Origin of the sequence: Stenotrophomonas sp. Sm10 (assembly GCF_030985515.1) — a bacterium.
GTDB classification, from domain to species: domain Bacteria; phylum Pseudomonadota; class Gammaproteobacteria; order Xanthomonadales; family Xanthomonadaceae; genus Stenotrophomonas; species Stenotrophomonas hibiscicola.
In genome coordinates, this window is record NZ_JAPTFO010000132.1 from 1 (window position 1) to 6,089 (window position 6,089).

Annotated in this window: 4 protein-coding genes; 1 reads left to right on the plus strand and 3 read right to left on the minus strand. The window is 66.1% G+C overall.

The genetic code is table 11. The features are described from left to right. Nucleotides 1-170 precede the first annotated feature (170 nt). From O0J15_RS20085 to O0J15_RS20095, 3 genes are all read right to left on the minus strand, one after another. Complete coding sequence (locus O0J15_RS20085; RefSeq protein WP_308306186.1) at nucleotides 171-1,889, minus strand: thiamine pyrophosphate-dependent enzyme; 1,719 nt, start codon at nucleotides 1,887-1,889, stop codon at nucleotides 171-173. A 109-nt stretch (nucleotides 1,890-1,998) separates the two neighbouring features. Further along, nucleotides 1,999-2,856 (minus strand): SH3 domain-containing protein, encoded by an 858-nt coding sequence (locus O0J15_RS20090; RefSeq protein ID WP_308306187.1) that lies wholly within the window; start codon nucleotides 2,854-2,856, stop codon nucleotides 1,999-2,001. A 36-nt stretch (nucleotides 2,857-2,892) separates the two neighbouring features. Then, nucleotides 2,893-3,375 carry a DUF3574 domain-containing protein gene (locus O0J15_RS20095; RefSeq protein WP_021202058.1) on the minus strand — a complete coding sequence of 161 codons (483 nt, stop codon included), beginning with the start codon at nucleotides 3,373-3,375 and terminating at the stop codon, nucleotides 2,893-2,895. A 214-nt stretch (nucleotides 3,376-3,589) separates the two neighbouring features. On the opposite strand from O0J15_RS20095, the gene O0J15_RS20100 reads away from it, so the two are divergent. Next, on the plus strand, nucleotides 3,590-6,025 hold the full coding sequence (locus tag O0J15_RS20100; RefSeq protein WP_308306188.1) for a TonB-dependent receptor: 2,436 nt from the start codon (nucleotides 3,590-3,592) through the stop codon (nucleotides 6,023-6,025). The last annotated feature ends 64 nt before the right edge of the window (nucleotides 6,026-6,089 follow it).

A 6,089-nucleotide genomic window follows, 5' to 3' on the forward strand; every position in this document is an offset into this window, starting at 1 on the left:
CGCAAGCGCCCGAACGCACAGCCGCCAGCGGCTGGGCCGGGCCCCGGAGGGGGACTTGCAGCGTCCCCCGCAACCGGCCCCACCCGCCATCCCACGGATACCCAGCTGTTGCTGTTGCTTCGACCTTCGCCTCCGCAGGTGCAGGGCGCAGCCCTGCATCGCCCCCCCCCTTACTTCTTCAGGAAGTTGTCCACCAGCAGATGCTTCACGTCGTCGAAGCGGCCGTTCAATACCGCCTTGGCCGCATACAGCGCGGTACCGGCCACCTGCTTGGCCTCGATCTGCGGCGGCATCACCAACTCTGCGCGGCTGGTGTGCACGTCCAGCAGTGCCGGGCCGCGCTGGGCCAGGAAATCCTGCACCGCCTCCTCCAGATCCTCGCTGCGGGTCACCGTGCGGCCGTGGAAGCCGATCACCTCGGCCAGGCGCCCGAAGTCCGGGTTCTTCAGGTCGGTGTAGTTGTCCAGCAGGCCTTCCACCTTCTGCTCCAGCTCGACGAAGTTCAGCGAGCCATTGTTGAACACCACCACCTTGATCGGCAGGTTTTCCTGCACCGCGGTCAGCAGGTCGCCCAGCAGCATCGCCAGGCCACCATCGCCGGACAGCGAAATCACCTGCCGGCCGGGGAACGCCTTCTGCAGGCCCAGGGCCTGCGGCATTGCATTGGCCATCGTGCCGTGCAGCAGGCTGGTCAGCGTGCGGCGGCGACCGTTGACGCGGATATGGCGCAGCACCCAGACCATCGGCGAGCCGCCGTCAGCGGTGAACAGTGCATCCTCGCTGGCGTACTTCGACAGCAGCGCGGTCAGATGCTGCGGGTGGATAAGCTTGCCCTCGCCCGGCTGTTCCTCCTGTTCGCGCTTCTTCAGCGCCTTGTCGCGACGTTCGATACATTCGTCCAGGAAACTGCTGTCCTCGCGCGGCGGCAACATCGGCAGCAAGGCATCCAGCGTCGGTGCGATGTCACCGACCACGCCCAGGTTTACCGGGTGGCGGCGGCCAAGGTGGCTGCCATCACGGTCGACCTGGATGATCGTGGCCTTGTCGGGGTAGAACTGGCCCCAGGCGAAGTCGGCGCCGAGCAGCAGCAGCGTGTCGCACTCCATCAGCGTGTGGAAGCCGGATTCGATGCCAAAGATGCCGGTCATGCCCATGTTGTACGGGTTGTCCGGCTCGACGAAATCCTTGGCGCGCGAAGTATGCGCAACCGGCGCCTGCAGGCGCCGGGCCAGTTCCAGCAGCTGCGCGTGCGCGCCCTGGCAACCGGCACCGGCATAGATGCCGATACGCTTGCCCTGCCCCAGCAGCTCGGCAATGCGCTGCAGTTCGGCGTCGGACGGGCGCAGCACCGGCTGGGTGTAGTGCACCGAGAACGGCACATCGTGCTTCACCTCAGCCTGGCTGATGTCGGCCGGCAGGATCACTACCGCCACGCCACGCCGGCTGATCGCCGCCTGGCAGGCCAGGGCCACCACGCGTCGCGCCTGCTCCGGGCTGTGCACTTGCTCGCAGAACACCGTGCAGCTGCCATAGACCGCCTTGAAATCCACTTCCTGCGGAAATTCCATGCCCAGCTCACTGGTCACCACCTGGCTGGCGATCAGCACCATCGGCGCACGGTTGCGGTTGCTCTCAAACACGCCGTTGATGAAGTGCAGGCCACCGGGACCACAGGAGCCCGCACAGGCGGTCAACTCGCCGCTCACCAGCGAATCGGCGCCGGCGGCGAACGCTGCCACTTCTTCATGGCGCACGTGCACCCAGGCGATCTCGCTGCCATGCATCGCATCGGTCACATGGTTGAGCGTATCGCCCACGATGCCGTAGCAACGGCGGACACCAGCCTGCTGCAGGGCGTCCACCACGATTTCGGCCACGCGCTTGCTCATCGGATACATCCTCGAACGGGGGAACGTCCGAGGCTAGACCCGATGAAGTGATGCCTCCGTGGGCAAGTTGCCCATTGCCTCGATGTGCAAACTGCGGGTAGACGTCTCGTCAATCGTTGACGTTGATCCAGCCCTCCACCGCGCCGTGATTCGGGCTGCGATAGCGCAGCTTCACCCAGCCGTTCTGTTCATCCTGCAATTCCACGCGATCCCCCTGCACCAGGTAACGCTTGGTGCTGGACGCGCCGGGTCGGTCGAAGAGGAACAGGCGCGCGGGCATCACGGTGGCCTGCTGCCCCTGCAACGGCCCGTCCGGCGGTGCTCCCAGGCCATCGGCGATGGCACTTTCCAACACACGGCCGGCGGGGTCATAGGTGCGCCAGACCGCCAACGGGCCCTGCTCTTCGGTCTGTTCCCAATGCAGCGCGGCGTTCAACGTATCGCCCAGCATCAGCACGCTCTCAGAGCGGTACAGATGGAGCTTCGCGCCTGCAAACCGGTACTGGTCGGTGTACCACATCGGGCCGCTGCGGCAACTGCTGGTGAGGGTGCGGGTGGCAACGTCCACGCTCAGCCCCATCAGGTCACCACAACTGTCCTTGCCGTGGGTACCGGCCTGCAGCGCGCGGAAACCGGCACTGGTCGGATCGAAGCGGTACACCGCCACCGCCTCGTTGACCATGCCGACCGGGGCGCGCGCGACCAGTTCCGGGTAGCCATCGAAATCGACGTCTTCCAGACCCCAGCGCGAATTGCCGTCGGCATCGGCCGCGCCCGCCAGCGTCTGGCGCTTGCCCGACGGTGACAGCTGCACCACGATGCTTCCGTCCTGCTGGGGATCGGCATGCGCCTGCACATGAGCGGCCACCTGGAAGCGTAGCGTTTCGCCGTCGTCCCCACCCGCCTGCGCCGGCGGTGCCAGCACGCCCACCAATACCAGGCCCAGCAGGCATTCCCTGTAGTTCATCATTGCTCCCTGCGGCACCGCGGCGGCACCTTCAACTCAGAACGATACCTCGACCGGCTGCCGCGACCACAGCACCGACTGATGCCTGGTCTGCTGCTTCCACGCCAGGCGGATCGCTTCGATATCGGCGCGGCGCTGCGGGGTGTCCTCATGCAGCACCACCAGCACCTTCGTGCGCAGGCGGTTGGGCGCGGCATCGCCGCGGAACAGCCACTGGCCATAGGCATCGAACACTGTCAGACCATCCGGGAAGCGCGGGGTCACTTCCTTGTCCAGGAAGGTGCGCCACTGCGCGTCGCTGATGGTGTCGGCCTGCGGGCGGTTGCCGGCGCCCTGCTCCTCGCCGACGCCAAAATACAGCTCGCTGCGCACCCAGCCGTGCGCGGAAGACGGGCGGGCGGCATCGCCCTTCAGTTCGGCGGTAGTGGCCGTGGCATAGGCGCTGGGCGCCTGCGAAGAAAGGCTGGCGCAGCCGCTGGTGGCCAGCAGCACGGCAAAGACGAGGCCAAGGTGTTTCATCGGTACAGCTCCGGGGGAAGGGGGACAAGGCGAGCCGGCAGCGTACAGCGCCACCGGCCCGGCGTGCTGATGCCAGCAGGGCATCAACTCATGCCAGGCCGGCAGGGGCTTGCATCGGCACCGGCCATCACGCGAAGATAATATATCGCTTCATCCGGATGGATGTAAGTGAAACTATCTCCCCTTCCCCGTCGTCGTTGTTGCTGGAGCCCCCATGTCCACCCGCCTGCCCGCGTCGCCGCTCGGCCTCGCCATCGCCCTCTCGCTTTCCTCCGCCGCCGTCCCGGCCCTGGCCCAGGACGCCACCAACCTGGACACGGTGATCGTCACCGGCACCCGTGCCGCCGACCGCACCGTGCTCGAATCCACCTCGCCGGTGGATGTGCTCACCGCCGAGGACATCCGCAAGGCGGGCGTGGTCAACGGTGAGCTGGGCAGCGCGCTGCAGGCGCTGCTGCCGTCGTTCAACTTCCCGCGCCAGTCCAACTCCGGTGGCGCCGACCATGTGCGCGCCGCGCAGTTGCGTGGCCTGTCGCCGGACCAGGTGCTGGTGCTGGTCAACGGCAAGCGCCGCCACCACACCGCGCTGGTCAACACCGACAGCAAGATCGGCAAGGGCACCACCCCGGTCGACTTCAACTCGATTCCGGTCAGTGCGATCAAGCGCATCGAAGTGCTGCGTGATGGTGCCGGCGCGCTGTACGGCTCGGATGCGGTGGCCGGTGTGATCAACGTAATCCTCGACAACGGCGGCGACGGCGGGGAGATCGAGGCCAGCTACGGCGCCAACCACACCGACCTGAAGCCGATCGGGCGTACCCTTACCGACGGCCAGACCGGCAACATCAGCGCCAAGGTCGGCACTTCGCTGGGCGAAGACGGCGGCTTCCTGCGCGTCGGCCTGGAATACAAGCACCGCAACGGCACCAATCGCGCCGGCTTCGACCAGATTCCGCCATGGGACCAGACCCCGGGCAACCTGGCGCTGCAGGGCAAGCGCAACTATGTGCTGGGCGATGGCAAGAGCAAGGACATCAACCTGTGGCTGAACACCGAGATCCCGGTGGGCCAGACCTCGACGTTCTACGCGTTCGGTACCTTCAACCAGCGGGATACCGAAGGCGCGAACTACTTCCGCTATCCCGATGGCGATGCCAACTGGAAGCAGGTCTATCCGAACGGCTACCGGCCGATCTCCGAAGGCGAGAACCGCGACGTGCAGGCCGTGGCCGGCGTGCGTGGGCAGTGGAGTGAATGGAGCTACGATGGCAGCGTCGATTACGGGCAGAACGATTTCACCTACCGCCTGCGCGACTCGCTCAACGCCTCGCTGGGCCCGACCAGCCCGACCCGCTTCAAGACCGCCGACTACGAGTACGCGCAGACCGTGGGCAACCTCGACCTGAGCCGCGTGTTCACCCAGAGCGACAGCATCAGCCACACGCTGGGCCTGGGCGTGGAAGCGCGCCATGAGCGCTACCAGACCCGCCCCGGCGACCCGGCCAGCTATGCGGCGGGCCCGTACACCGACCGCCCGACCGGCTCACAGGCCGGTGGCGGCCTGACCCCACAGGACGCCGCCACCCTGTCGCGCGACGTGGCCAGCGCCTATGCCAGCCTGTCCAGCCAGTTTGGCGAGAAGTTCTCCACCGATCTGGCCGCGCGCTACGAGCACAACGACGACTTCGGCGGCGAGCTGACCGGCAAGCTCGGCCTGCGCTACGAGTTCACGCCGGCGTTTGCATTGCGCGGTGCCATCTCCAACAACTTCCGCGCACCTTCACTGGCGCAGATCGGCTACGAATCCACCTCCACCGGCTATAACGCTGGTGGCCAGCTGGTGCAGGGCCGTTTGCTGTCGGTCAACAATCCGATCGCGCGTGGCCTTGGCGCGCAGGACCTGAAACCGGAAAAATCCCTGAACACGTCGCTGGGCTTCACCAGCCGCATCGGCGAACACTTCGACCTCTCGCTGGACTTCTTCCAGATCGACATCGACGACCGCATCGCACTGTCGGAGAGCATCACCGGTGATGCACTGACCGGCTACGTGGCAGCCAACTACGGTGTCAGCGGCCTGCAGAGCGCCAGCTTCTTCGTCAACGCCGCCGATACCCGCACCCGTGGCGCCGAGCTGGTGAGCAACTGGCGCCAGTCGCTGGGCGATGGCCAGCTGCTGTTGACCGGCACCTATGCGTATACCAAGACCACGCTGAAGAACGTGCTGGCCACGCCGGCCCAGCTGCAGGCGCTGGACTCGGATTATGTGCTGTTCGGGATTGAAGAGACCAACACGCTGACCGATGCCACACCGCGTACACGTGGCAGTTTCTCGGCTGCCTGGAGCAACGACCACTGGTCGCTGAGCAGCCGCGTGAACCGCTACGGCAGCGCCACCCGCGTGTTCAACTTCGGTGATGGCTACATCCCGCGCCAGACCTACCAGGCCGAGTGGCAGCTGGACGCGGAAGTCGAATACCGCATCAACCCGCAGTGGAGCGTGGCCATCGGCGGGCAGAACCTGACCGACAACTACCCGGATCGGTCCAACAGCGATATCCACTACTTCGGCAACCTGCCGTATGACGTGCTGTCGCCGATCGGCAGCAATGGCGCGTACTACTACGGCCGCGTCCGCTATACCTTCTGATTGCTCTGGGTGTAATTGCCTTGGGTGGGTGCGGACCGTTGGTCCGCACGACACGGTAGTGGCG

Bases quoted from the DNA above. Each gene is read 5' to 3' on its own strand.
- O0J15_RS20085 (WP_308306186.1), bottom strand. From the start codon at position 1,889: ATGAGCAAGCGCGTGGCCGAAATCGTGGTGGACGCCCTGCAGCAGGCT.
- O0J15_RS20090 (WP_308306187.1), bottom strand. From the start codon at position 2,856: ATGAACTACAGGGAATGCCTGCTGGGCCTGGTATTGGTGGGCGTGCTG.
- O0J15_RS20095 (WP_021202058.1), bottom strand. From the start codon at position 3,375: ATGAAACACCTTGGCCTCGTCTTTGCCGTGCTGCTGGCCACCAGCGGC.
- O0J15_RS20100 (WP_308306188.1), top strand. From the start codon at position 3,590: ATGTCCACCCGCCTGCCCGCGTCGCCGCTCGGCCTCGCCATCGCCCTC.